At 46.4% G+C, this 24,911-nt stretch carries 19 protein-coding genes and 2 tRNA genes; 3 read left to right on the forward strand and 18 right to left on the reverse strand.

The annotated features are described in order from the left end of the window. Both T541_RS21695 and T541_RS0115590 read right to left on the reverse strand, forming a co-directional pair. A partial coding sequence (locus T541_RS21695) for a helix-turn-helix domain-containing protein (protein ID WP_026653557.1) occupies positions 1-205 on the reverse strand: 205 nt, incomplete at its 3' end. Positions 206-279: 74 nt separating this feature from the next. After that, entirely contained in the window at positions 280-1,560 is a 1,281-nt protein-coding gene (locus tag T541_RS0115590) for an O-acetylhomoserine aminocarboxypropyltransferase/cysteine synthase family protein (RefSeq protein ID WP_026653558.1), read from the reverse strand. A gap of 297 nt (positions 1,561-1,857) precedes the next feature. Here T541_RS0115590 and T541_RS0115595 point away from each other — a divergent pair, with 297 nt between their 5' ends. After that, entirely contained in the window at positions 1,858-2,253 is a 396-nt protein-coding gene (locus T541_RS0115595; protein ID WP_026653559.1) for an RrF2 family transcriptional regulator, read from the forward strand. A gap of 34 nt (positions 2,254-2,287) precedes the next feature. Here the strand turns inward: T541_RS0115595 and T541_RS0115600 are convergent, their stop codons facing one another. From T541_RS0115600 to T541_RS0115630, 7 genes are all read right to left on the reverse strand, one after another. After that, positions 2,288-3,799 carry a GH39 family glycosyl hydrolase gene (locus T541_RS0115600; RefSeq protein ID WP_026653560.1) on the reverse strand — a complete coding sequence of 504 codons (1,512 nt, stop codon included), beginning with the start codon at positions 3,797-3,799 and terminating at the stop codon, positions 2,288-2,290. Between the two features lie 244 nt (positions 3,800-4,043). After that, on the reverse strand, positions 4,044-7,076 hold the full coding sequence (locus T541_RS0115605; protein ID WP_026653561.1) for an EAL domain-containing protein: 3,033 nt from the start codon (positions 7,074-7,076) through the stop codon (positions 4,044-4,046). 215 nt (positions 7,077-7,291) lie between these two features. Next, positions 7,292-8,800 (reverse strand): alpha-N-arabinofuranosidase, encoded by a 1,509-nt coding sequence (locus T541_RS0115610; RefSeq protein ID WP_034467553.1) that lies wholly within the window; start codon positions 8,798-8,800, stop codon positions 7,292-7,294. Positions 8,801-8,813: 13 nt separating this feature from the next. Continuing rightward, the gene (locus T541_RS0115615; RefSeq protein ID WP_026653563.1) at positions 8,814-9,710 is read right to left on the reverse strand and encodes a carbohydrate ABC transporter permease; all 897 of its coding nucleotides are present in this window, start codon (positions 9,708-9,710) and stop codon (positions 8,814-8,816) included. 13 nt (positions 9,711-9,723) lie between these two features. After that, the gene (locus T541_RS19925) at positions 9,724-10,659 is read right to left on the reverse strand and encodes an ABC transporter permease (protein WP_034467556.1); all 936 of its coding nucleotides are present in this window, start codon (positions 10,657-10,659) and stop codon (positions 9,724-9,726) included. Between the two features lie 84 nt (positions 10,660-10,743). Then, on the reverse strand, positions 10,744-12,378 hold the full coding sequence (locus tag T541_RS0115625; RefSeq protein WP_026653564.1) for an ABC transporter substrate-binding protein: 1,635 nt from the start codon (positions 12,376-12,378) through the stop codon (positions 10,744-10,746). Positions 12,379-12,549: 171 nt separating this feature from the next. Next, positions 12,550-13,584 carry a LacI family DNA-binding transcriptional regulator gene (locus T541_RS0115630; protein ID WP_026653565.1) on the reverse strand — a complete coding sequence of 345 codons (1,035 nt, stop codon included), beginning with the start codon at positions 13,582-13,584 and terminating at the stop codon, positions 12,550-12,552. 174 nt (positions 13,585-13,758) lie between these two features. Between T541_RS0115630 and T541_RS0115635 the strand changes: the two genes are divergently transcribed. Further along, positions 13,759-16,122 carry an EAL domain-containing protein gene (locus T541_RS0115635; protein ID WP_026653566.1) on the forward strand — a complete coding sequence of 788 codons (2,364 nt, stop codon included), beginning with the start codon at positions 13,759-13,761 and terminating at the stop codon, positions 16,120-16,122. A 38-nt stretch (positions 16,123-16,160) separates the two neighbouring features. On the opposite strand, the gene T541_RS0115640 is transcribed toward T541_RS0115635, so the two are convergent. From T541_RS0115640 to T541_RS19930, 3 genes are all read right to left on the reverse strand, one after another. After that, on the reverse strand, positions 16,161-18,731 hold the full coding sequence (locus T541_RS0115640) for a heavy metal translocating P-type ATPase (RefSeq protein WP_026653567.1): 2,571 nt from the start codon (positions 18,729-18,731) through the stop codon (positions 16,161-16,163). 69 nt (positions 18,732-18,800) lie between these two features. Next, the gene (locus T541_RS0115645) at positions 18,801-19,115 is read right to left on the reverse strand and encodes a metal-sensing transcriptional repressor (RefSeq protein ID WP_026653568.1); all 315 of its coding nucleotides are present in this window, start codon (positions 19,113-19,115) and stop codon (positions 18,801-18,803) included. Positions 19,116-19,284: 169 nt separating this feature from the next. Beyond that, positions 19,285-20,775: a sodium/proline symporter gene (locus T541_RS19930; RefSeq protein ID WP_034467560.1), complete on the reverse strand. Its 1,491-nt coding sequence runs from the start codon at positions 20,773-20,775 to the stop codon at positions 19,285-19,287. A 133-nt stretch (positions 20,776-20,908) separates the two neighbouring features. Between T541_RS19930 and msrA the strand changes: the two genes are divergently transcribed. Further along, entirely contained in the window at positions 20,909-21,403 is a 495-nt protein-coding gene (gene msrA, locus T541_RS0115655) for a peptide-methionine (S)-S-oxide reductase MsrA (protein WP_197025181.1), read from the forward strand. Positions 21,404-21,483: 80 nt separating this feature from the next. On the opposite strand, the gene T541_RS0115660 is transcribed toward msrA, so the two are convergent. From T541_RS0115660 to T541_RS0115685, 6 genes are all read right to left on the reverse strand, one after another. Next, positions 21,484-21,568 (reverse strand) — tRNA-Ser (locus T541_RS0115660). Positions 21,569-21,576: 8 nt separating this feature from the next. After that, positions 21,577-21,658 (reverse strand) — tRNA-Tyr (locus tag T541_RS0115665). 40 nt (positions 21,659-21,698) lie between these two features. After that, positions 21,699-21,956: a helix-turn-helix domain-containing protein gene (locus tag T541_RS0115670; RefSeq protein ID WP_034467562.1), complete on the reverse strand. Its 258-nt coding sequence runs from the start codon at positions 21,954-21,956 to the stop codon at positions 21,699-21,701. A 370-nt stretch (positions 21,957-22,326) separates the two neighbouring features. Further along, the gene (locus T541_RS0115675; RefSeq protein ID WP_026653571.1) at positions 22,327-22,779 is read right to left on the reverse strand and encodes a GNAT family N-acetyltransferase; all 453 of its coding nucleotides are present in this window, start codon (positions 22,777-22,779) and stop codon (positions 22,327-22,329) included. A 54-nt stretch (positions 22,780-22,833) separates the two neighbouring features. Beyond that, on the reverse strand, positions 22,834-23,370 hold the full coding sequence (locus T541_RS0115680) for a histidine phosphatase family protein (RefSeq protein WP_026653572.1): 537 nt from the start codon (positions 23,368-23,370) through the stop codon (positions 22,834-22,836). After that, positions 23,367-24,302 (reverse strand): DUF1848 domain-containing protein, encoded by a 936-nt coding sequence (locus T541_RS0115685; RefSeq protein ID WP_026653573.1) that lies wholly within the window; start codon positions 24,300-24,302, stop codon positions 23,367-23,369. Before T541_RS0115685 ends, T541_RS0115680 begins: the two co-directional genes overlap by 4 nt. Positions 24,303-24,911 lie beyond the last annotated feature (609 nt).

Raw genomic sequence — 24,911 nt, forward strand, 5'->3', positions numbered from 1 at the left:
AAAGTTTCTTTTCGAAAGAATATATTTGTTGCTGACGAGAACGCACAAGTCCATCATCTCCGAAAGCTTGATAATTCTGGACCCATCTTTCAATGATGGCTACAGCTGGAATTCCATAAGTTTTAGCAAGATACCTGTAGCTGCCTTCACCTTTTAAATAAGCGAAAACAACTTTCTTCTTAAATTCATATGAATATTTAGCCATAAAAATACCGACCTCCCAATCGTTAGATTTTTGGTCTAACTTTTGGGGGTCGGTACACCGTCCCCATTGTCTTATTAGATGGCTGCGAAGCCCTTCTCAAGGTCAGCGATGATGTCGTCGATGTGCTCAGTACCGATTGAGAGACGGATTGTGCTCTGTGTGATGCCCTGGTCCTTGAGCTCGTCGTCGTTGAGCTGAGAGTGAGTTGTTGTTGCAGGGTGGATCACAAGGCTCTTAACGTCTGCAACATTGGCAAGGAGTGAGAAGATCTCAAGGTTGTCGATGAACTTCCAAGCTGCTTCTTTGCCGCCCTTGATCTCGAATGTGAAGATTGAAGCGCCGCCGTTAGGGAAGTACTTCTCGTATAGTGCGTGATCTGGGTGATCTGCAAGTGAAGGGTGGTTAACCTTCTCAACCTTAGGGTGGTTCTGGAGGAACTCTACAACTTTCTTGGTGTTCTCAGCGTGTCTATCGAGACGAAGTGAGAGTGTCTCAACGCCCTGAAGAAGCAGGAATGCGTTGAATGGAGAGATTGTAGCTCCTGTGTCTCTAAGGAGAATTGCTCTTATATATGTAACGAAAGCTGCTGGTCCTACGGCATCTGCGAAGGATACGCCGTGGTAGCTTGGGTTAGGATCTGCGATGTTAGGGAATTTGCCGCTCTTCTTCCAGTCGTACTTGCCGGCCTCAACGATGATTCCGCCGAGTGTTGTGCCGTGGCCGCCGATGAACTTGGTTGCAGAATGAACTACGATGTCAGCGCCGTGCTCGATTGGTCTGATGAGGTATGGTGTTCCGAAGGTATTGTCGATTACAAGTGGAAGTCCGTGCTTGTGAGCGATCTCTGCGATTGCGTCGATGTCTGGAATATCGCTGTTAGGATTTCCAAGGGTCTCAAGGTAGATTGCTCTTGTGTTTTCTTTGATGGCGCCCTCAACTTCTGCAAGGTTGTGAGCATCTACAAATGTAGTTGTTACGCCATACTGTGGAAGTGTATGTGCAAGGAGGTTGTAGCTTCCGCCGTAGATGGTCTTCTGAGCAACGATGTGGCCGCCGTTTGCTGCGAGGGCCTGGATTGTATATGTGATTGCTGCTGCACCTGACGCAACTGCCAGTGCTGCGCTGCCGCCTTCAAGGGCTGCAATTCTCTTTTCCAAAACGTCCTGTGTCGAGTTTGTAAGCCTTCCGTAGATGTTACCTGCATCTGCCAGGCCGAATCTGTCTGCTGCGTGCTGGCTGTTGCGGAAAACGTATGATGTTGTCTGATAAATAGGAACTGCGCGTGCGTCTGTTGCTGGATCTGGTTGCTCCTGTCCTACGTGTAACTGTAATGTCTCGAATCTGTAATTGCTCATATCTTTATCCTCCCAATTTTAAATACTTTTTCTTGCGTTTTTTAAATGTTGAATTTATGATATTAGTATTCACCTACTATGTCAATAGGTTTTATGATAAGCATTCTTTATCGCCTATGATAAATTCTAGGTATAGGGGATATGGGGGATTGGTATTTACATAGTAATCTAGTAGGTTTTATACTTTTATTATGTAAATCAATGAGTTGCAGAGATTGGATTTGTGGACTAGTAGACACTGGATCTGCAACTATTTATAGTAGTCAGGTCCATGATTATAGAGAAAGGAAGTCGCATATGTTTTCTACCAAAGGCAGATACGCCCTTAGAATAATGATAGATCTTGCGCAGCAGCACAGTGAAGACTTCGTGCCGCTGAAGGATATAGCTGAAAGGCAGGGGGTCTCCAAGAAGTATCTGGAGATCATTGCCAAGGAGCTTGTGAAATCCAAGCTGATAGCTGGCGCCAGCGGAAAGCACGGTGGATACAAGCTTACCAGGGCTCCCAAGGAATACACTGTTGGCGAGATCATCGAGCAGATGGAAGGCCCCATTGTTCCTGTGGCTTGCCTGGCCCCGGATGCAGAGGAGTGTGAGCGAAAGGACTGCTGCCGCACACTGGCTATGTGGGAGGAATTTGCTCAGCTTGAACATGATTTCTTTTATGGAAAAAAGCTTAGCGACTTGATCTGATCAGGTTACTAAGCTTTTCTTTTTTTGTTTCTTATTAGTGGAATGAGATTACTTTCTCATAATCGTAACCACGATCTGGTGTGGATTTTCTCTTTGTAAGTGTGAAGAACACAACGCCGTTCTTTTTGACTTTGATGTTTACGCTGGCAGAAGCGCCATCTGCCGCCTGCTTGCTACCACCAACAACCTCACTAGCAACCTGTGGCCAGGCAGCACTTCTGATAAGCTCTACTTCGCTAGCATTAGGGTAAGCTGGCTCGCCCAGGTCATGCCAAAGCTTGAGAGGATTGCAGGTAATCTCATCTACAGTCTTGGTAATGAGTGTGTAGCCCCCATCTAGCTCAAATTCTATCTTTCTCTCTTCATCTTCCCCATCGATATTCCACAGAATTCCTGCGTAGCCGTCAGCTCTTTTTACAATTACAGAGTTGTCGTCGCGGTGGACACAGGTCTCGCTAAAGAGTTTGAGCTGCTTGTAGAAGTAGAATGTCCAGAAAGTTGGCTTAGGGATGTTGCCTGCAGCCACCATGCCAAAACCACCATGGAACAAGGATTCTGGAACGCCCTGCTCTTCAAATACATCGCCAAAGGTCCAATAAGAATATGCTTCATTAACATCGCCAAGTCTGGACAGCTGTCTTGCCAGGTAAGCTGCGTTGATGTTGGTGTCATGGATGACGCCCTTTGGTGTGTAGGAGGTGCTGAATTCAGTCAGGTGAATAGGAAGGCCCTTGAATTCCTGGAAGGAGTCAACGATGTCGCGGGTTGACTTTAGGTTCCCAAAGCGCATTTCCTGGTCTTCAAGCTTGGAGTAGTCGTAGTGACCGATTCTCTCAGGGAATTCAACGCAGTAGTGATGTCTTGTAATGCGGTCTGGACAAATGTTCTCCCTTTTGCAGAATTCAAGGAAAGCTTTGGTCCACTCGGCATCCTTAACGCCGCAGATAGCTGGACCGCCAACCTTGAAGCGCTGGTCGTAGGCCTTGATTGCAAGGAAGGTTTCTTTGAAGAGCTTGAAATACTCCTCCATGTCTGCCTTGTACCAGAACCCCGGAAGATTAGGCTCATTCCAGACTTCGATTGGCCAGGTTACGACTTCCTCGCCGTAGCGGTCCTTAAGATGTGCTAAAAGAGCTATGACCATGTCAGTCCACTTCTTGTAATCCTTAGGTGGTGTGGTGTTGCCCTTCCAGTAGAATATAGTCTGGGTGCCGCTTGCAAGCTGACCTGGCATGAAGCCCAGCTCCAGATAAGGCCTGATTCCAAGCTTTAAGTAGCTATCAAAGATTCTGTCGATGTAGGTGTAGTTGTACTCTACCTTGGTCTCGCCGTCTTCCTCGTATTCATGATAAATTGAGACGTCATCAGAGAAGAGACCGTGGCCTCTAATGTAGGAAAAGCCAATCATTTCCTGAACAAAGGCCAGCTCCTTGAGATATTCTTCTGTCAGCGCAAGGCCAAGGCGGCCTGTTCCGACGCAGTAATCAACGTTATTGTTGAATTGTACGGTGTTGGATGGATTGATTTTGAGAGTGCTTGTGTTCATGCGTGTTCCCCCGTGGTGTGTTTACTATCTGCCATCAATTATAGATTCCTACCACCGTGCATTTCTCTGCAAATATTGTGGAAAATGCCCCAATTATGCAACTGCGTTGGATCAAACACTCAGTAAACGTTCAGTAAACGTCCAATCTACGGTAACTACCCTTCTCTCTAGGTAACTTTACCGTAGTTTTCGCAATTCATCTCATGTTTTCTCACATTCCCCAAATATCCCCGCAAATCAACATTCAAAACGCCTTCTTCTCAAACTCCTCCGCCGGCAGCGGCTTAGAGAAGTAATATCCCTGAATCAGGTCGCAGCCACGCTTCTTAAGGAATTCCACCTGCTCTTTGGTCTCAACACCTTCCGCAACAACCACAAGTCGCAGGCTCTTGGCGATATCCAGGATCAGCTCAACCATGCGCACATTCTTGCTTTCTGAATCCTCGCCCACAATATCCTTAATAAAACTGCGGTCCAGCTTAAGAACATCAATAGACATGTGGCTCAAAAGGTTAAGGGATGAATAGCCAGTACCGAAGTCATCCATCTCGATGTGGTAACCCTTCCTTCTGAAGCTCTCAATAACTTCAAGAATCTTCTCTTCACCTTCAGTGTAGGCAGATTCTGTAATCTCAAGATGCAGGTTCTCCCTGCCAATGCCATGTTCTTCAACAATTCCATCAATTATATTTTCAATATCAGGATCAAAGATCTCAACACGAGACAAGTTCACAGACACAGGAATAATAACGCCGTATTTTTCCTTCCACTCTGCGATCTGCCTTGCAGCCTCGTTCCAGACATACTTATCAAGCTGCTCAATCTGGCCACTCTTCTCAAAGAGAGTAATGAAATCACCTGGAGGAATCAAGCCAAGTTCATGGTGATTCCATCTAACAAGAGCCTCAGCACTCCATAGCTTTGGCGGATCCACCTGAACCTTGAACTTAGGCTGATAGAAGACTGTAAACTCGTTATTATCAAGAGCATAGCGAAGATCGCCCAGGAGCCTCTGCTCAAGGATCTCCCTTTCTCGCATCTCTTCACTAAATACCATAAGACGCTTAAACTGGGCACCACGGATCATGCTGCAGGCTGCACGGGCTCTATCAAAGAGCTGTACAGGTCCAAGGTCCTTTTGCCATGGCATAACACCCATTCTAAGTCGGATGCTGACATTCTGAGAAACCTCATCCAGCTTACCCTGCAGACGCTCGTAAAGACCCTCGTAATCATCGGTATGAACAACATAGATATCGAAGCGATCCGCCTGGGATCTACATGCTATTCCATCTGTTCCTCCGATGTACGCAGAAATCTCTTCACCCAATGCCTTCAGAATAGTATCGCCAAAGTCCCATCCATACAGCGCATTGATAACATGGAACTGCTCGATATTAGTAACGATGGCATCCATCCTGTAGTCCGGGTTCTCCTTGTACATACGGTTTGCATAAGCAAAGAAGAAATTCCTTGTATAGAGGCCTGTAAGAGGATCAAGCTCTGTAGCACTGATCAGCTTCTGGCGTTCTGTCGCCTTCTGATCAGATTTCACACTAGTAAGAAGCAGGAACAGAATAAGGCTCACAATAACCGCTGCCACTGCAACAGCCACAGACCAGTTATCCTGCAAGTAATCATAAAATGATACCTTGGTAATAGGATTATTATACCTTGATAGCATGGTATCTACAGCCGCTTCTTGCACCAGTCCAGCGGTCTTATCCATGATTGAGAACAGCATTCCATTCTCTCTCTTTACGGCAAAAGAGAATTCCATTTCTTCACCGGTATCGATAAGTGAAAGCTCATATTTCCTACGGAGCCTGTCGTTAGTAGTGATACGGTAGCCATTAACCATGGCACAATCAGCCTTACCATCTGCTACATCTTCGTAGACCTTTTCTAGTGGCGAATCCCACATAATCTCCCAATCTGGGAAGTAATCTTTTACGAAATTATCAAAGTTCACATTGCCGGTAAGAAGCACAACCTTAGTGTCATCAGCCGTCAGAACATCCTTCTCCTCGCCGGTTCTTACAAGAGCATATATCTCAGCCGACATAACAGGCGTAGTTACGTACATATCACTGACTTCACTGTCGTAGGCACTCATGCTTACAGGGAAAACAGCATCAATCTCCCCATTGTTAAGGGCAACAATAGCATCTTCCGTAGTCGGATAGGCTATAGCCTCATAATTGATCCGCATTCCCTCAATGCTGGTGGAAGCATACTCAAGGTAGTCCTTAAGCGCGCCGGAAAGCTCACCATTCTCCTGATAACAGAACGGCGGATAGTTATCTCGATATCCCACCTTTATGGTGTTATGGGCACTTGCCCACTCGCGCTCTTCCTTAGTAAACATAATGCCTGTGTTGCAGGACCATATGTACTTCTGATAAAGCCTCTGATTATAGAAAGGATCCTCATTCTGAATTGAAATAAGCGCATGATCAAGCTCAGACAATAGATCTGGCCGGCTATTGCAAACAGCAAAGAAGTAATCAGAAGCACCAATCTTATAAACAGGCGTACAACCATCGCCCTTGCCATATGTATCAAGTGATACATAGGCATCAACCTCGCCTTTGCGTAAAAGATCTATCGTCTCATCGGCAGATAAATCAATAATCTCCTTAATTTTGATGGAAATATTGTTATCCTTTGCCCAATCCTTCAGGAACTTCTCCTGGATACTTCCACGGTTAACAGCAAAAGTCTTTCCATTGAAGGCAAGGACATGTTCATCCATCAGCTCCAGATTATCAGAACTAATATAGATGTAATAAGACTCTGTTCCCATTGGCAGAGACGGATACAGGATGCTCTTGGCCCTCTCATCGGTATAGGACACATCACTTAAAAGATCTATCTCGCCCTTCATCAGCATCGCAAGCAGCTCAGGCCATGTGCCTTCCACATACTCATACTCCCAGCCTGTATAGCTGGCGATCTTCTGCTGATACTCGTAGGCAATACCTGTCTTTCTGCCAAATTTATCAGTATAACAGTAGGCCGCCTCGTACCAGCCCACACGAACTACCTTCTTGGAATTGTATCCCTCTCCGGTGCCTGTGCTATTTCTTGCACTTGTATTAGATCTAGCACTAGTACTATATCCGGTGTTAGAACCTGCATTTGCCCCAGCATTAGCGGTAACATAACTAGGGAATATCAGGACAGAAAAAATGGCCGCAGTAAACAAAAGAGCTAGCGCCCTCTTTACCCAGCCATGCACTATTCTGTTATGAGACTTGCTAATACTAGTTCCCATGTCCTTTTCCATAACATAAATAGCCACTATTACGTTTAAATTATAACATGATACAGTGCGCCATATTTCTTAACAATGCATTAAAAATTCAGAAAAACACTGTGATTCATTGGGTTGTTTGTAAAAGTAAAAAACTTGCGGATAAGAATTACCGATTCAATAATCTTTATCCGCAAGTCCCCTAAAATTCCTTAAAATGCACTACAAAATCAATCTCACTTCATCTCAACCCTCAAGGTCACGCAGCTACAAGGCTTCATCTTCACCTTAACGCTCTTGCCCTCAAATGAGAAGTCTGAGAAGGCGACTTCCTTCACAGTCTCTGGCTTGTCGAAGGTGTTGTAGTCTGTCATAGCACCTGCAAGCTCAAATCCTGTGACGTTCTTAACGTCATGCTCACGAAGGTCTATCTCGATTTCAGCAGAGTTATCCACATCTATGTTGTTCAAGGTGATGGTTAATACACCATCTTTATCCACAGAGACGGATTCGTTGACGTTACTTGCAACGTCCTCGCCGATTCCAACCTTACTATCGCCCTCAAGGTAGCTGTCCAGAAGGTCAGCGTCCTGATGGAAGCGATACATGTGGAAAATGTGGTAGGTTGGTGTCAGCACCATCTTGTCATCCTCAGTAAGGATCACGGATTGAAGCACGTTGACGATCTGGGCAAGGCATCCCATCTTAACTCTGTCAGAGTGCTTGTTGAAGATATTAAGGGTAGCGCCTGCCACCTGGGCATCTCTCATGGAGTTCTGCTGATAGAGGAAGCCCGGATTAGTGTTCTCCTCAACGTCGTGCCAGCAGCCCCATTCATCCACAAGCATGGCAATCTTTTTCTCTGGATCGTACTGGGACAGGATTCTGTCGTTACCAGTGATGATGTCGTCCATGTAGACAGCCTTCCGCATTGCGCGGTAGTACTCTTCCTTGGAGAATTCCTTAGCACTTCCCTTGTGCTCCCAGCTATTAACCACAACGTAGTAGTGAACGGAGAAGCCGTCCATGAAGCCGTGAGTTCCAGCTGGCGCCGGGTGTCTGTAGCAGGTCTCCAGGATTTCTTTTGTCCATCTGTAATCGTCGGCGTTAGGACCGCAGCAAACCTTCTTGATAGGCTTGTTGCCATCGTAGTTACGGACGTAGGTCTGATAATTCCTGTATTTATTGCCATAATAGTCTGCGGTCATGTTGCCGCCGCAGCCCCAGTTCTCGTTACCAACTCCAAAGTAGTCCACAACCCAGGGCTCTTCGTGGCCATTCTTCTTACGAAGCTCAGCCATTGGTGATACGCCGTTGAAGGTCATGTACTCCACCCACTCACTCATCTCGCGAACAGTGCCGCTTCCAACGTTGCCGTTGACGTAGGTTTTACAGCCAAGCTGTCTGCAAAGCTCGAAGTACTCATGGGTTCCAAAGCTATTATCTTCAATCACACCGCCCCAGTGGGTGTTGATCATCTTCTTTCTTAGCTCTTTGGGACCAATTCCATCCATCCAATGGTATTCGTCCGCAAAGTTACCTCCAGGCCAGCGAAGGACCGGTATCTGGATCGCCTTCAGGGCATCCACCACATCCTTTCGCATTCCGTTTTCGTTAGCGATCTCTTTATTCTCCCCCACAAAAAGTCCACCGTATATGCACCTTCCAAGGTGTTCACTAAAATGACCATACACTTCTGGTTCGATGTGACTTAATTTGTGATTCTCGTTGATGTGTAATTTCATGTTCAATTCCCCTTTAGCCTTTTACTCCTCCTAAGGTTATGCCCTTTACAAAGTTGCCCTGGATGAATGGATATGACACAAGTATAGGCAGCACGCCTACTGTAGCCATTGCCATTCGCACAGATACAGAAGGAATGGACGCAAGGCCCACGCCAGCATCCTGAACCCTAGAGCTGTTCTGGGACAGGTACTGAATGTTCTGCATCATTCTGTTAAGCAGGTTCTGTACGGAATACAGATCAGTACGCTTTGTAAGGTAGATATAACCGTTCATCCAGTCGTTCCAATAGGCGATTCCTGCGAAAAGACCTATGGTTGCAACGATTGGTTTTGAGAGCGGAAGGACTACACTTAAAAATGTTTTATATTCAGAAGCCCCGTCTATGTACGCTGCATCAAGGATTTCTGTTGGTATGCTGCTGCAGAAGTATGATTTCATCAGCATAACGTTGAAGCCGTTCATCAAAAGGCCTGGTACCAGCAGCGCCCAGAAGCTGTTCTTAATGCTAAGCATGTTGGAATAAACTATGTAGGTCGGAACCAGTCCGCCGTTGAACAAAAGTGTGAAGAACACAAGGAATAGCAGGACGCTCCTGAAAGGAAGCTCAGGCTTACTCAATGCATAGGCCAGCATCGTTGTGATGGTGAGGGCTATGGCTGTTCCCACAATTGTCAGTAATATAGATATTCCATAGGCGTGGATTACGGAATTTCCTGTTTTAAAGATGTACTCGTAGGCATAAGTGCTCCATTTTTCCGGTGTGAACGAGTATCCGTTTGCAATCAGCGTGTCATTATCGGTAAAAGAGGATATGACCAGCAGCGCAAATGGAATCACCGCCAGGAGCGACAATATGCTCATTACTACGTGTGCAAATATCTGAAAGTTTCTTTCTTCTCTAGTTCTCATCTGTAATGTCTCCTCAGAATAACGCATACTCCGGATCGATCTTCTTAACCACCAGATTCGATCCGATGACCAGGATGAAGCCCACCAGTGACTGGTACAGGCCTGCAGCAGAGGACATTGACATATCGCCCAGCTCAACGAGACCTCTGTAAACGTAGGTGTCGATGGTGTTGGTTACGCTAAAGAGCGCGCCCTGGTTCTGTGGAACCTGGTAAAAGAGTCCGAAATCTGAATAGAAGATCCTGCCTACCGCAAGAAGGGTCAGCATTACGATTGTTGGCCTTAGGAGCGGTATTGTGATCTTGAAGATCTGCTGCCACTTGGAAGCGCCGTCGATGGAGGCTGACTCGTAGATGCTTCTGTCGATTCCCAGGATGCTGGCAAGGTAGATAACACAGTTGTAACCTACACCCTTCCAGGCGCTTACGAACACCAGGATGAAGGGCCAGTATTTCTTTTCCATGTACCAGGAAACCGGGCTCATGCCAAGGGGCTTGAGGATAGAGTTATTGATAAATCCATTTTCTGTGGATAAGAATCCGAAAACAAGGTAGCTTACGATAACCATGGAAATCATGTAGGGCAAGAGAATGAAGGACTGGTAAGCCTTCTTAACCCTTGAGGTCATCTCAGCTAATAGGATCGCAACAAATATTGCCAGGATTGTGTTAACCACAATGAACACTGCGTTGTACAGGATCGTGTTCCTTGTGATAACGAAGGCATCCTTTGTTGCAAAAAGATATTTGAAGTTCTTGAAGCCTACGAAGGGAGAACCGTAGATTCCCTTTTTGGCGTTGAATTTCTTGAATGCAAGGACAAGGCCGGGAAGTGGTAAATAGTTGTTGATAAAAAGATATAAGAGTCCCGGAAATGCCATGACATAGAGAGGTATGAAGCGCTTTATGTTTTTCTTTTTGGTCTTGTTAGTTCTTTTCCCCACTGCCATACTATTGCTCCTCTTAAAGATTGTGGATCTTATAAAATAGGCCCCGGCTATCCCCCCGATAGCCGGAGCCCCCTCAGTTCTTAATTACTGAATTCCGTTTTCTGCAGCCCATGCATCAAGTGCTGCCTGCTTAGCTGCCATGTAATCGTTAAGGCCTGCTGCCTGAAGTGCTGCTTCAAGCTCTGCAATACCTGTCTCAGGATCTACAAAACCGTAAACAACCTTTGGTCCATACTCGTCATATGCGTTCTTAAGAGCTGTGTACTCAGAAGCATAGTCTGTGTTATCCCAGGTAAATCCAAGTGCCAAAGACTTGCATGCGCAGTTGTCATTAAAGTCTGCAATCTGCTGTCCAAGATCAAGTGGATCACCTTCCCAAACGTAGGTCATGTATGGGTTAGGCATGAGCCAGAGAACGTTTGGATAGTACTCTGAGTTGTTAGCATCAACGCCGTCAGCGTATGTGATTGTGCCGTCTGAGTTAACCTTGAAGTCAACGCCTTCCTGGCCCCAGCACATAAGTGTTTCGATTGTTGAATCTGTGTAAAGAGCATTGAGAACCTGGATTGTAGCAACTGGATCCTCTGTGTTCTGGTTGATGCACCATGGGAATGATGAAACTGATGAAGAACTCATGAAGCTCTCACCTACATCGAATACAACCATGTCTCTTCCGCACTCACCAGAGATCTGTGTCTTGTAACCTGGCTTACAGCAAGCCATCATTGCCATGTAAGAACCTGACTTAACCTTAGCTGAAGCACCAGTTGTGTCAGTTAAAGCATCCTGTGAAATGTATCCAGCCTGGTTCCACTCGTAAGCTCTTGTAGCCCACTCTTTGAAGATGTCAGATGAGTAAACGTCTTCGATCTTGAGAGAGTTCTGAGGATCAAGAAGTGTTCCGAAGTAGTCACCAGCGATGTTATCAACTGAGCTTCCCTGTGTAAGCTCATTGTCCTGGATTGCCATTACGTATTTATCTGGGAACTGCTCATGGAGCTGAGCGTAAATGTCGTTAATATCATCCCATGTTGCCTTAGGATATCCAAGGTCACCAGTAGGAAGTGCTGATACGTCGTAGCCGATCGCATCAAGGTATTCCTGTCCTACGCAAACTGCGCAGGTCTCAATAGCGTAGTCCTTAATAGGAGGTGTTCCATAGAGTACGCCGCCAACTCTGCAGGCATCGAGGTAATCTTCTCTGATCTTCTCTTTAATGCCAGCGCAGTAGTCATCAAACATTCCGTTCTCTTCAAGATCAAGAACATAACCGTTGTTGATTGATGGGTTATATCCAAGAATACATGTTGAGAAAAGATCTACCTGCTCTCCTGAAGAAAGCATCAGCTTCATGTCATCACCATATGCTGCTGAATCGATGATCATGAGCTCAACATCAAGACCGAGAGTCTCTTCTGTATATGCAGAAAGAGCTTCATTGACACGGTCAAGACCTGCTGGTCTTCCGGTCCAGTCAAAGAAAGCGATAACAACCTTCTCATACTCGCCTGTCTCTGCTGCCTTAGCCTTACGATCTGCTATAGCCTGTGCAGCCTTATCACCTGCAGCTGCTGTGTCGCCACTACCATCAGCTGTTGTGCTAGTCTGCTGTGTTCCATCTCCAGAGCCTGCTGACTCAGGAGTTGCCTCACCACATCCACAAAAAACCATGGCCATGGTGGTCATACTAAGTAATAAAGAAGCGATTTTCTTTTTCATAGTACCCTCCAACAATGTGTTTTTTCGTCCGCGACATGTTAATCGATTAACATCTTGATTAAAGAATATGACAATCATTTCTGATTGTCAATACGATATTGTGATAAAAATATGCAGTTTGTTGATATGTGATGATAATTAGGGGTGATAAATATGCAATATGCACAAAACTTAAACGTTTAACCCCTTGACAGACTCCCTCTCCACCAGGGTACAAGGAACCTTAATCTCCTCTGGAACCTCTTTGTTTTCCATCTTGTCGAAGAGGAGGTTGATAGCTCTTTTACCAATCTCGGCAAGTTCGATCTGCATGGTTGAAAGGCCAGGCATCATGTAGTCTGAGATCATCTCGCCGTCAAAGCCCACGACGGAGATGTCCTTGGCAACTTCCTTGCCGTGCTCAAAGAGGTACTTGTAGACGCCGCCTGCATTTCGGTCGGACATGCAGAAGATGGCTGTAACGTCCTTGTCCAGGATCTGCTGGGTTGCTTTGTAGGCGCGCTCTTTGCCCCAGCCTGCGTATACCACCAGCCCTGGGTTGTAGAGGATGCCTGCTTCATAGAGGGCCTTCTGATAGCCCAGGGTACGAAGCTTGGTATGTATGTTGTCCTGTTCACCGGCCATTACGCCAATCTTGGTGTGGCCTTTGCTGATCAGGTATTCCACTGCTCTTCTGGCAGATTCTTCATCATCGATAACTACGGAAGGAACGTCCTGTTCCTGGGAATAGGCGTAGGCAAGGACTGCAGGGATATCGTAGTCGCTGGGGAATCTGTTGATCTTGCGGGCGTGGCCTGCCACGTAGACAATACCGTCAACTCGAATGGATGCCATCTCCTGAACCGCAGGATCCATGATGGAATGGTACATCTTCTCGTTATCAAACCACTGATCCTGCCATCTTGAGTAAAGACGCAGGTTCTGAACGATGGTGCGATAGCCTCTCTCTTCACAGGTCTCCATGATACCCTCGATGATCTCAGGGGTGGTGAACTGTGCGATATCTTCAGCAATAACGCCAATAGTCTGGCTCTTCTGCTTCCTAAGGCCCTGGGCTATGTAGTTGAGCTTGTAGCCCCTTTCCTTAACGACACTGAGGACTCTCTCCCTGGTCTCCTCACTGGCGTTGTTCTTGCCATTTAGTATGTTTGAAACGGTAGCGGTGGAAACTCCACACTCTTTTGCTATCTCTTTTAAGGTTATCAATTTAATTCCCCCAATTCTTTCCCATTGATTTGCCTAATTTACGCCTCGTTAATCGTTTTAATAATTTTAACTTGTTTACGTAAATTTGGCAAGAGGAATCAAAAATGCAGATAATCATGATATAATGCATATATATGCGTTAATTCGTTTCATGTATCTTCGGAGAGAGAGCTTATGGTTCTATATCTAACCAGTAGTTTCATCCCTTATCAGGAGTGCGGTTCCTACGAAAAGAAGGATCCCGGGGATTGCTATGGCTTTTTTGAAGATCTAAGAACCGAGTGGCCAGAGTCTCCCAAGATGCTCTATGTTCCTTGTGATCCCACTGCTACAACTGAAAATGACCAGCAAAAGCGCACCGTGGTTGACACTCTTGAGATGAAGAATCTTAAGGTGTCTGAAGTTCGCGTGCTTACGGAAGATGATAAGGATAGTCTCTCTGACCTGTTGTCCTGGGCCAATGTGATCTATCTTGCGGGGGGTCATGCCCCAACACAGCTGGCTTTCATGAAGCGTATTGGATTAAAACAAGCTCTTTTAACATATGATGGCATCATCATCAGTCTAAGTGCCGGTTCCATGAATGCTGCGTACAACGTATATCTTGCGCCGGAGCTTCCAGGCGAAGCCTCGGATCCTAACTATGTCCGCTTCTCTGACGGACTGGACCTTACCAACATCGAGATGATTCCCCATGCTGAGTGCCTTAAGAAGGCAAAGGTGGATGGCATGGACTTTATAGAGGATATTGTGCTTCCAGACAGCTTCGGAAGCAGGTTCTATCTGGTGTCTGACGGAAGTTACTTTAAGGTTAAGAATGGCAAAACTGTGTTTAAGGGCGTTGGCGAGAAGATTGAAGACGGCATGATTACGCCGCTTAAGCAAGGTACCATTATTCCGTTTATGGGAGTTTATGAGCAGCCGGTTATCAAGGCCCTGATGGAGGATGGCTACGAGCTGGTGGTCTCTGTTAATATCACCAACAGCGTCTGCGAGGTTTACCATCTTAGCGACGAGCTTTCGGCTATTTTTGAGGGCAGTCGCCTGCAGTTCAACGACATTTGTTTCAAGCTCTCTCAGAATGTTGTGGATGAGGAGCGTGATATCTTTTTAGATAATATCAGGATTCCGTATATTCTGGAGGAGCTGAAGGAGAAGGGCAACTATGTAAGGACGCTCCACGTGGACACTCCTGAGGGTCAGAAGGCCAAGAACATCCGCGTCAGGGAGGTTCCGGGATACCCTGACTGGCTTTTGTTTGTCTTTTTCGATATTACAACTGCTCTGGACCACGACTGGCTCACCGACGAGTACGCCAGAACTGGTTTTATGAAAAGAGCTAAGCTCTTTATCCAGGAGCTGTCTGATGATGAGCATTATTCCCTTGTCTACACCAACGTCAAGGGTTTCAAGGCCGTGAACGAGCTGTTCGGCGACCAGAGCGGCGATATGGTTATCTTCCAGACCAGGGATGTGCTGCGCCAGTACCTTAAGCCTGTGATCATGGGAAGGCTGGAGAGTGACCACTTCGTGCTGATAACTTCTGATGAGAATCTAAAGGACAAGACTCTGAAAACCATGTGTAATCAGGTTTTCAAGATTGAATCCAAGGAGTTTAACTACGAGATCCGCTGCGGAATCTATGCCATTAAGAATTCCAGCGCCGAGATTACGCAGCTCCTCGGCGGTGCCAAGATGGCGGAAAAAAATATCGAGGCAGGAAGCGGAAATCACCTCTATGCCTACTATGACGATGTGATGAAGGAGGACTACGTTAAGCAGAGATTTCTTTTATCAGATCTGGAGAGAGGCCTTAGTGACAACGAGTTCGAGCCTTATTACCAGCCAATTGTGGATGCCAAGACCGGTGAGATTGCCAGCGCAGAAATGCTGATAAGATGGCGTCACAAGGACTTTGGCATGGTTGCTCCCGGAGAGTTTATACCTATCATCGAGGCTGAGGGCAAGATTTCCAGTCTCGATAACTATATCGTAAGCCGCGGAATGGAGCTGATTGCAAGGCGCATGCACAAGAAGCAGCGCATTGTTCCTTGCGCCATCAACCTTTCCCGCGTTGATTTCTATGATTCTGTGTTTATTGAGAGTATTTTGGAGAGGATAAAAGATCTTGAGCTTGATCCCACTATGATCAGGTTTGAGGTCACTGAGTCTGCCTGCGCGGAGCTGGAGACTAAGGCCATGGATTATCTTAATGAGATGAGGGTTCAGGGAATCAGGATCCTTCTGGATGACTATGGCAGCGGCATGAGCTCACTGTCCATGCTGGAGAATTTTAATTTCGATATTATCAAGCTTGATATGGGATTTGTCCGGAAGATCGGACTTAACGACAAGGTAGAATCCATAATCATAACCACCATCGGCCTGGCCCACATGATCGGAGCCAAAGTTACGGCCGAAGGTGTTGAAACCGAGGAACAGCTCAAGTTCCTGCGGGATTATGATTGTGATTACATTCAGGGTTACTACTTCTACAAACCTATGCCAGAGGCGGAGTTTGAGAAGTTGCTTGGTTGAATAATATGGCGCAGGGATATTCCTCCCTGCGTCATTTCTTATTCAACTCCGAGTACTTTATAATCCTGATCTTCTACAGCTTTTTTAAGCACGTCATCTGCTACGTCTGCACTAAGTGTTACTACTGCAGTATTTGCATTGTGATCTGCTACAGCGCTTTCAACGCCTGCAACGGCTTCAAGAGCCTTCTTTACGCGAGCCTCACAGTGCTCACACATCATTCCTTCTACTTTAAGTGTTTTAGTCATTGTCTTTTCCTCCATTTTATCGTTGTTTACATTACTATCAGATAATCCCTCTAATGATACGGGTTTTCTAATCTTATGATCTTTTGATGCGTCGTGCATCTTGAATAGGTTGAGTCTCAGCGCATTCATACAAACTGTAAAGCTTGATAATGACATGGCTGCTGCGCCCCACATAGGGTTCATGTGGATTCCTGGGTACAGGCCTGCTGCCATAGGTATGAGAATAATGTTATAGGCAAAGGCCCAGAATAGATTCTCATATATGTTCATAAGAGTTCCGCGGCTAAGTCTTACAGCTGCTGATACGTCTGTGAGTTTTGAATTCATCAGAACTACGTCTGCAGAATCCACTGCCACATCTGCGCCGGCCCCGATGGCTATGCCGATGTCAGCCCGGGTAAGAGCTGGAGAATCATTGATGCCATCTCCCACCATTGCTACCTTTCCATATTTCTGAAGGTCTCTGATAACTGCTTCCTTGCCATCAGGAAGGACGCCTGCTATAACCTTGTCTACTCCTGCCTGTTTGCCGATTGCCTGGGCCGTTCTTTCGTTATCACCTGTAAGCATGACAACTTCTATGCCCATATTCTGTAGCTCTTTTACCGCCTGGGCGGAGTCTTCCTTGATCACGTCAGCAACGGCGATGATTCCAAGGAGCTTACCATCTCTTGCAAAAAACAGCGGAGTCTTGCCCTCTTCGGATAAACTCTTTTCCCTCTGCTCCATGTCAGGATCCAGCTTACATACGGTGCGGATGAACTTACCTGAACCAGCGTACAAAGCCTGCCCGTTCTGCTGGGCTGAGATTCCGTTTCCAGGAAGAGCCTTCCAGTCAGTGACAGGATGCACAGGGCAAGGTGGATTGTCCACCGAATTAACAATGGCCTTGGCTAGAGGATGCTCACTTCTTGCTTCCAGCAGGTATGCGGTTGCTATAAGTTCCTGGGCTGTAACGCCTTCTGCAGGGATAGTATCTGTAACTTCAGGCTTTCCTGCAGTGATGGTGCCAGTCTTATCAAGGGCTACGATCTGGACTTTGCCTGTGGACTCCAAGGATTCGCTGGTCTTAAAGAGGATTCCGTTCTTGGCGCCCATGCCGTTACCAACCATTATGGCTACGGGTGTAGCCAGGCCCAGTGCACATGGACAGCTAATGACCAGTACGCTTATGGCGCGCTCCAGAGCAAACACAACTCCCGCGCCCTGTACCATCCATACAATAAACACTATTGTAGCAATGGCTATAACTGCCGGTACAAACACGCCGGAAACCTTATCTGCAATTCTGGCGATGGGGGCCTTGGTGGCCGCTGCGTCACTGACCATCTGAATGATCTGGGAGAAGGTGGTATCCTCTCCAACGCGGCTGGCAGTTGCCTTAAAGAATCCCGACTGATTTATTGTGGCAGCGCTGACGCTGTCGCCCTCCGCCTTGTCTACCGGAATGGATTCTCCAGTAAGGGCGGATTCATCAACAGCAGTATTGCCCTCGATGATTGTTCCATCCACAGGAATCGCCTCTCCTGGCTTTACAACAAAAACATCTCCGGTCTGCACTTCGTCGATATCCACCAATAGCTCTTTTCCCTGACGCTCTACTGTGGCGGTCTTAGGCGCCATCTTCATCAGGTTCTTAAGAGCATCTGTGGTCCTGCCCTTAGATAGTGACTCCAAAGTCTTGCCCACTGTGATCAGGGCCGGGATCATGGCCGCCGACTCAAAGTACAGCTGGCTGTGATACATGTCCATCAGGTCCGCGTTCGGCGTGCCCTGGGTGATCATCACGGTCATCTTGTAAAGAACGTACAATGACCAGCCGAAGGATACCGACGAGCCAAGGGCTACCAGCGCATCCATGTTGGGGCTTCCGTGGAAAAGGGTCCTGAAGCCTGAGATGAAGAACGCTCTGTTAATGTACATCACGATGATTGCCAGCAGCATCTGGGTAAGGGCCAGGCCTAAATGGTTATGCACAAGGAAGCCCGGAACCGGGAGCCCAAGCATGTTGTGGCCCATGGTGAGATACATCAGGATCAAAAGAAATCCAATGGACCAGGCAAGTCTCCTGACAAGCTTTGGTGTCTCATGGTCCTTTAACGCCTCTTCCTCAGCGGCAAGCTTAGCAGAAGCACTCTGCTTGCTATTCTCTTTTGTTGCTACGTCTTTGGGCTTTACGCCGTATCCAGCTTCTTCCACGGCTCTGATAACATCAGCTTCGCTGACATCACCTTCAACACCCATGGAATTGGTTAGAAGGGAGACGCTTACCTCTTTTACTCCCGGGAGCTTAGCGACCGCTTTCTCAACTCTAGTCTGGCACGCAGCGCAGCTCATTCCGGTTACGTTGTATTGTTTCATAATATTTCCTCTTTGCGGATTGTGGGTTTGCGGGAATACAAAATGATACACTAACCCCGTCCCCACGTATCATTTCATGAGTTTCTGCAGTGTTACCACCAGCTCATCGATAATCTCATCGTTGCCTTGGCGAATGTTGTCAGCCACACAGCTCTTCATGTGATTTGCTAAAAGAACTTTATTAAAACTGTTTAGGGCACTGGTGATGGCGGACACCTGAACCAGGATGTCTGTGCAGTAAGCGTCGTCTTCAAGCATGCCTTCAACGCCGCGGACCTGGCCCTCGATTCTCTTAAGCCTGTTCATGAGATCTCTTTTCTCTTTGTCATCTCTGTCTTTATGCTTGCCAGAACAGTGTGGGCAAGTGCCTTTCATCTCTTCCATCTCGTTTTTCTTCTTGGGCATATTTCCCTCCAAAGCAAAAAGTTACATTCATTGTGGAGCATGGTGTTTAAGAGAATTATCTCTTTTAACAACAATACCCCTCCCGGGTATATTAGTTGATACTAATATATACCCTAGCGGGGTATTTGTCAATTAGATTGTACAAAATTTATTTCACCGGCTTAGTTACAAGGCTCACAACCACGTTAACCACCAGCGCAATGAGGAATGCTGGAAGAAGTTCGTAGATTGCAAATCCGCCGCCGAGCTTGGAGATTCCATATTTCCAGATGAATACGAAGGATCCGCCTGCGATCATGCCTGCAAGAGCGCCGTAGAGATTGGAACGTTTCCAGAAAAGGGACAGCAACACAACTGGTCCAAAAGCAGCACCAAAGCCAGCCCAGGCAAAGGATACGATCTGGAATACTGATGAGTTAGGGTCCCTTGCGATGAAGATGGCAATTATGGAGATGATAACTACTGTGATCTTTGCTATCTTAACCTGGTTCTCATCGTCAATTTTCTTTTTACCGAAGGCCTGGATCAGGTCGGAAGAAATAGCTGAGGCAGAAGCCAGGAGCTGAGAATCCGCAGTGGACATGGTGGCTGCCAGGATTCCGGAAAGGATAACGCCGGCAACGATGGCTGGCAATATTCCGTAGGTGCTCATGAGATTGGTGATGTGGATGATGACTCTTTCTGAATCTCCGCTTCCCTCGAGGACAGGAATAACGCCTTTTGAGCTCATGGCAAGACCGATAACACCTATAGTAAGGGCCACGAACATGGCGATAACAACCCACACGCTGGCTACTCGTCTTGAAACCTTGATCTTCTCTTCGTTTTCGATGGCCATGAAGCGCACCAGAATGTGTGGCATTCCAAAATACCCAAGACCCCAAGCCAGCATGGAGCATGCAGTCAGCACGCCGTATGGGCTCGCGGTTTTGGAAACAGGATCGTGGATCTGGGTGATGCTAAAATACCCCGGGAGGGATTTAGCGTTTTCTACAACAGCGTCCCAGCCGCCTGCCTGAGAGATTCCGAAGAAAATTACAATTATAAGAGATAGTGTCATGGCGATACTCTGCACCAGGTCAGTCATGCACACCGCTTTAAATCCGCCCAGGGAGCAGTACATGGCGATGATGATGGCGCTGACGATCATGGCAAAGAGGTAGTCCACGCCAAACAATGTGTTAAAGAGCTTTCCGCAGGCAGCGAAGCCTGAAGCAACGTAGGGGATAAAGAAAATAACGATGATCACAGCTGAAATTAAGGTGATGATTTTTTTATCATCCTTATATCTGGCTGCGAAATATTCAGGAATTGTGATGGCGCCTAGCTTTTCAGTGCTCTTCCTGAGCCTCTTAGCTACAAACAGCCAGTTAAGATATGTTCCAATGGCAAGGCCGATGATAGTCCAGGTGGCGTCTGCCATACCAGACAGATACGCAAGTCCTGGTATTCCAAGCAGCAGCCAGCTACTCATGTCTGAGGCTTCCGCGCTCATGGCTGCCACAAACGGTCCAAGCTTTCTTCCACCGAGATAGAAATCACCTGCATCGTCGTTGCCTTTAGAGAAGATAACGCCGATAAGGATCATCATGGCCAGATACAATACAATTACGATTCCGATAATTAGCTGTGTTCCCATAATTTCCTCCCAACATAGTAATCTGTTTATTTACTACATTACCACGGCAAAGTGCTAAAATCAACAAAAGGCTTTATTTCTTTTGCCAAAAAAGCTATGATGGGAGATATTACTGGAAAGGATGACGAAAGTTATGAAAGAAGCTTATTTTGCAGGCGGATGCTTTTGGTGCGTTACACCAATTTACAAGATGTACGGAGTAGACAAGGTTATTTGCGGCTACGCAGGCGGCGATGAGGTTAATCCAACCTACGAGCAGGTTAAGCACCAGGAAACTGGCCATAGAGAGACCATTAAGCTGGTCTATGACCCAGAGAAGGTTGCCTATGAGAAGCTTCTTGATATTTACTTTGCCAACGTGGATCCTTTTGACGCTGAGGGCCAGTTTATCGACAAGGGTTTTTCCTATACTCTGGCGATTTTCTACAATTCCGAAGAGGAAAAAGAGCTAGCCCAGAAAAAGATAGCTGAGATTGAAAAGAATTCAGGTAAAGAGACAAAGATAGCTCTTTTACCATATAAGAACTTCTATGAGGCTGAGGAGTACCATCAGGACTACTACTTGAAGAACCCTGAGGCCTTTGAAAAAGAACTGATCGAGTCCGGAAGAAAACTCTCTTATATGTAATCAAAAATACTCTGAATGGCATCTGTTTATAAAGCCATAAATAGGCACTCTACATGCTATTTATGGCTCAGATGACACAACGCCGTGAATAGGGATCGAACCTATCTTCCCGTGAAGGAAACCGCTGATTAGCAATCAGGTGCCTTACCACTCGGCCACCACGGCATAACAAGTGGGCAAGATGGGTGTCGAGCCCATTACCTCCGAAGAGAGCGGATTTACAGTCCGCCGCGTTTGCCGATTCGCTACTTGCCCAAGGAGCAGGCTCTTTTACGCCTGCTTATCTATATTCAGTTCATGCGCTTTCTAAATAAAGGCATTCCCCATCAACTACAATAATGTCGTCCATAGCAACTCCAAGAACTGCAGCCAGCACCACTAAGTTATCTAGTGTTGGCATGGCAGTTCCGTGCTGCCACTTGTAAATCGCCTGTGGAGTAGCAAATCCGAACACATCCTGTAAATCCCTAACAGACATACCGGCTGCCACTCTTAAATCTGTAATTCTCTGTCCCGTCGCAATCATGTTGATCGCTGGAATATTCTGTGTCATTTTCGACTCCTTTCGTACATAAAAAATACCGCTTGCCTCATCTAAAGGTAAGCGGTACGCAGTTCATGTTTATCTATAAGCCTAATCCTATCTATCAGGATCCTTGCCTAACAACATTTTCTCGCATTTGCCTATCCTTAAATGAGCGCATGAAATCAAACATCCACTCTGATTTACTCTGGAGTGATGATTCATAACTTTCGCTATAAAGGCAATAATTGCGATTCATTGTTGTCATGTCTCTGTTTTTCCTTTCCGGGAGCTTATCTCTGCTCCGCTTCTCTCTTTCTATATCGTATAGTAACACATCATTCTGAAGATTGCATTATACCGTTAGTATAAATTTGTGTTAAAAGAGCTAGCCCTCAATTTAAAGCTTATACTGCATGAAATTGCCATTATGGATAAAGCCATATGCGGTGTAGAGCTTCACTCCCATGTCAGATGCTGTGATCTGCACAGTACCACATCCGTAGGCTCTTGCTTCTTTTACCACTCTATCCAATAGCTCTTTTGCAATTCCCTGACGTCTGTAGGCGGGATCCGTAAACATGCTGGACAAAAGACCCATCTTGCCACTTGGACATCCGAAGTACGGCGGTTTCTCTACAAAAGACATACCGCTGGTGCCAATGATCTTGTCTTCGTCAAGAGCCAGCCAGGACACGAAGGTTCCATCAGACATGTGCCTGCGGTAATAATCCTTAAGCGCAGGAGTCAGGTCGATATCCTCCTTGGCTCCTTCTTCTCTGAGCTGGTTAATCCTCATCTGTATGAATATGTCTAAGTCTTCCTCGTTTAGCTTCCTGTACGTAATACCCATGTAGCCCCTCCTCGTCTTCTATACATTGGATCATGTACTGCTTCACTTGAATCTTTATAATCTTGCGATCACACACTGACCATTATCATATTTCAGGGATTTATTATCTACAACAAATCCTTCTCTTTTAAGCTCCGCCACAAGTGTATGCATAAAAAATCCATGGGTGACCACCACGCAGTCCTCATTTTTCTCTTTAAGCTTGTTCACGAACTGCATAGCTCTTTTGCCTGTCTGAAGTCTCCCTTCCTGCTGCCTGGGATTGTTGAAGTACCACTGAAGTCTGCCTGAGACATTCCAAAAAAGCAGCGGCAGCTTAATCCCTGAATTGTGGCCGGCTGACAATGGCACTTCGTTGATCAGCTCCGTGGCAATATAGTCCCGCTCGCCAAAGATTCTCTGGGCGGTTTCTCTGGTTCTTGGAAGCGCACTTATGTAGTAGCTTGAATACACGCCCTCGGGAGCAGAGTAGCCAGAATCCGTAATAGGCGCCTGGTCGTACTCCTTGCAGGCTTTGTCGAACTGCTCAGAAGTGTACCAGGATTTCCATTTGAAATTCACTTTAGCATGTCTGATAAGAACTACCTTCATATCTCCAATCTCATCTGCAGATCCAGCCAGCTTTTCTGCTCTGCCTCATGGATTACATCCCCGGGCTGACTGTTCCCGATCAGAAAAGGTGACTTTGGATCGTGCTTCGTCATATTCTCTCTCACAAGTGCTGCATTCGTATTGGCATAACAGTACCTGCAAAGATGGCCGCAAGTGTCATATGCCCCGATATCGGTTCCCAAAAGGCAGGCGCATTCATTGTTCCTCTGATTCCTGCTTCGTTTAGGAACATCGAGTCTTGCATGGAGAGCAGTCTCAAAAGTCTTTACCGTCATGCAGCCGGAGCAGTCTGCACCGTAGGCTTGCAGGTCATTTCCCTCCGCACACGGTCTGATGATCATATCATGCTGTTTTGCGATTTCAATAAAAGCTTTGCCGATCGTCAGTCTGTCTTTCTTAAAAACCTCCCTTGCTTCCGGGAAATTCCGCTCCACTTTCTTATAGATGTCGATGAAGCTGATCACACAGGTCTTCGTATATCCTGAAAGTGTTGCAGCCATATGCTCAAACTGTTCTATATGCCAGTCCACGGAATGCTTATCATCCACAAAGATCGGATCATATCGCCAGCCAACACTGTCTACACTGACGGCATCAGAAAGCTTCTTAAAGTCTTCCATCACTTTCTGCTTATCCGGCACATTAGGCTCGATATCTTTCCCATACGGCGTAATGGTAACGAACCAGTATTGTCCGTAAGGCTTTAGTACATCCATATGCAGCAGCATCGGTGCAGGATTCTTTGTACAGAATGCAATCAGATCCACAACCTCCGGGGACAGGCTGTACCTGGTCACCTGTGAAGGGTTATAGGGATTGCGTACCAACACAAAGCCTTCTTTTATTCTGTTTATCAGCCACTCATGGTAGAACGCCGGTATGTCCGTGCGCATCCCTGTATTTATGATCATGAAATCACTTCCTCAATTCGTCTATTACCGTACCGATATCCCCATCGATACAGATTGCCTGCTCCCTGATATCCTCCGGGCAGACTGCTTCACCAAAATTTACACAGGCATATATTGCCTTAGGATTCTTTGCCGTCATCTACCAGAAAGGGGACTTGATGAACGCAAAATGGCGGTCATCAGTTTCTCATTTCCGCCATTTGTTATTTTATCTTCGGATATAACGAGCCATGCAGGATGATTTCCGATTGGGCCGATGGGAGCTTGCTCACAAATCGGCACATATCGGAATCAGCCTATAAGGCGACAAGACGGATGAAATAGAATGCGTCAGCATTCTATGAATTCGCCTTGGCGCGCATGGCGAGTGGTAAATATACATTTCCCAGAGTTTACGGCTTTTTTAGAGCTTTTCAAATTTTGGATGCCAAGAAAAAAATGTGCTACGTCTATATCTTTATTTTTGCTTTTTAAGCAGTACTGAATCTCGCAAATTAGCTTGTGGTCAACTTTTGTCCGCCTGATCTTACTGCTAAAAACAAGTTTTCTGTTTTTTAGCAGTATACTTGTAACTAGTTTAGTTCACCAACTCCAAATCCTTACTGCTTT

Origin of the sequence: Butyrivibrio proteoclasticus P6B7 (assembly GCF_000622085.1) — a bacterium.
Classification (GTDB): Bacteria; Bacillota; Clostridia; order Lachnospirales; family Lachnospiraceae; genus Butyrivibrio; species Butyrivibrio proteoclasticus_A.